Here is a 1,686-nt window from a genome sequence, read left to right as displayed (position 1 = left end):
CCTCCCGAGCGGGACGCCGCGTTCCTGGGCTGGCGCGACGTCCCGCTCGGGAGGCTGCTGGAGCACGAGCTCGGGCTGCCGGTGGTCGTCGACAACGACCTGCTCTCCTTCGCGCGCGCCGAGCAGTGGTTCGGCGCCGCCCGCGGCTGCGACCACTTCGCCGTGCTGACGATCGGCGAGGGGCTGGGGTACGGCCTCGTCGTGCACGGCGAGCTCGTCGACCGGCCCGACGCCGGCGTCGGCCTCGTCGGGCACGTGCCCCTGCTGCCGGGCGGGCCGCTGTGCCCGCGCGGGCACGCGGGCTGCGCCGAGGCGCTGCTCACCGTGGCGGCCGTCGAGGCGCGCGCCTCGGTCGCGCTGCGCCGCCCGGTGCCCTACGAGGAGGTCCTCGACCTCGCGCTGGCGGGGGAACCCCTGGCGCGCCGCGTCGTCGACGACTCCGCGCGCGCCCTGGGGGCGCTGGTCGCGGCCATCGGCAACTTCACGATGCCGGAGAAGGTCATCCTGTCCGGGGAGGGCGTGCGGCTGGCCGAGGTGGGGCGCGACGCGCTCCGGGAGGGGATCCGCGCCCACCGCAGCGAGCACGCCTCCGAGCTCGTCGTGGACGTCCAGCTCACCGGGTTCACCGAGTGGGCCCGGGGCGCGGCGGTCACCGCCATCCGCACCTTCGTGCTCGGGCACCGCCGCTGACCGGGCACCGCCGGGCGCGGGCCGGCATGCCGACCGGCGGCGCTCCACCGATCATGGCGTGATGTGCGACGTCACGCCCCCGGCCCTGCTGGACCTCTCCCCGCACCCGCAGGCAGCTCGCGAGGCGCGCCGGTTCCTGGAGGAGAACGACTGCCCGGTGCACCACTCCCGGGTGCTGGACGAGGCGCAGCTGCTGGCCACCGAGCTGGTCACCAACGCCGTGGCCCACGGCGGTCCCCCCATCACCCTGCGGCTGACCTGCGACGGCACGCCGGGGATGCTCGTGGCCGTCAGCGACGGCAGCCCGCGGGTCCCCGTGGCGCACGAGGCCTCTCCCGAGGCGACCTCCGGGCGCGGCGTGGCGCTGGTGGACCTGCTCAGCGACGCGTGGGGGGTGGACGCGGGGCAGGGCGGCAAGACCGTGTGGTTCCACCTGCCGGCCTGAGGGCCCGCCGCTCCGGGTGCGCGGGGCGGCGGTGCGTGCCACCCTGGACGGGCGCTGGATGAACGCTCCACGAGCAGGTCGTCGCGCCACGCCCCCCGCCCCACCGGGCGGGAGGTGGAACACCCCCACGTCCCACGGAGGACCGCGTGACCGTCACCGGCATCATCACCGCCATCGTCGTCGGCGCCATCATCGGCGCCCTCGCCCGCCTGGTCCTGCCCGGCCGGCAGAACATCTCCATCCTGCTGACGATCGTCGTCGGCATCGTCGCGGCGCTCATCGGCACCGCCATCGCGCGCGCCACCGGTGTCGCCGACACCAACGGGTTCGACTGGATCGAGCTCGTCTTCCAGGTGGTCGTCGCGGCCATCGGCGTCTCGGTCGTCGGCGCGCTCAAGGGCCGTCGGCGCTGACGCGTCCCGCACACCGACGGAGCCAGGCACGAGGAGCACGAGGAGCACGGCATGAGCACCCCCACCGGCGGCGACGGAGCCCACTCCGCCCGTGAGAGCGGGAGGGCCCCCGGCGGCGCCGGTGGGGGTGCTCATGCC

The 1,686-nt window shown here is 76.0% G+C and carries 3 protein-coding genes; all 3 read left to right on the top strand.

Annotation, left to right across the window (positions count from 1 at the left end):
- A partial coding sequence (locus GTQ99_RS22945; protein ID WP_166617972.1) for an ROK family protein occupies positions 1–690 on the top strand: 690 nt, incomplete at its 5' end.
- A gap of 61 nt (positions 691–751) precedes the next feature.
- On the top strand, positions 752–1,135 hold the full coding sequence (locus GTQ99_RS22940; protein ID WP_166617971.1) for an ATP-binding protein: 384 nt from the start codon (positions 752–754) through the stop codon (positions 1,133–1,135).
- Positions 1,136–1,281: 146 nt separating this feature from the next.
- Entirely contained in the window at positions 1,282–1,548 is a 267-nt protein-coding gene (locus GTQ99_RS22935) for a GlsB/YeaQ/YmgE family stress response membrane protein (RefSeq protein WP_166617970.1), read from the top strand.
- The last annotated feature ends 138 nt before the right edge of the window (positions 1,549–1,686 follow it).

This window comes from Kineococcus vitellinus (genome assembly GCF_009906315.1).
Taxonomy (GTDB): Bacteria; Actinomycetota; Actinomycetes; order Actinomycetales; family Kineococcaceae; genus Kineococcus; species Kineococcus vitellinus.
The sequence above is the reverse complement of the archived record's forward strand: the minus strand, read 5'-3'. Positions and strand labels throughout refer to the sequence as shown.

Excerpts from the sequence above, each read along its gene's own strand:
- GTQ99_RS22940 (WP_166617971.1), top strand. The coding sequence starts at position 752 with ATGTGCGACGTCACGCCCCCGGCCCTGCTGGACCTCTCCCCGCACCCG.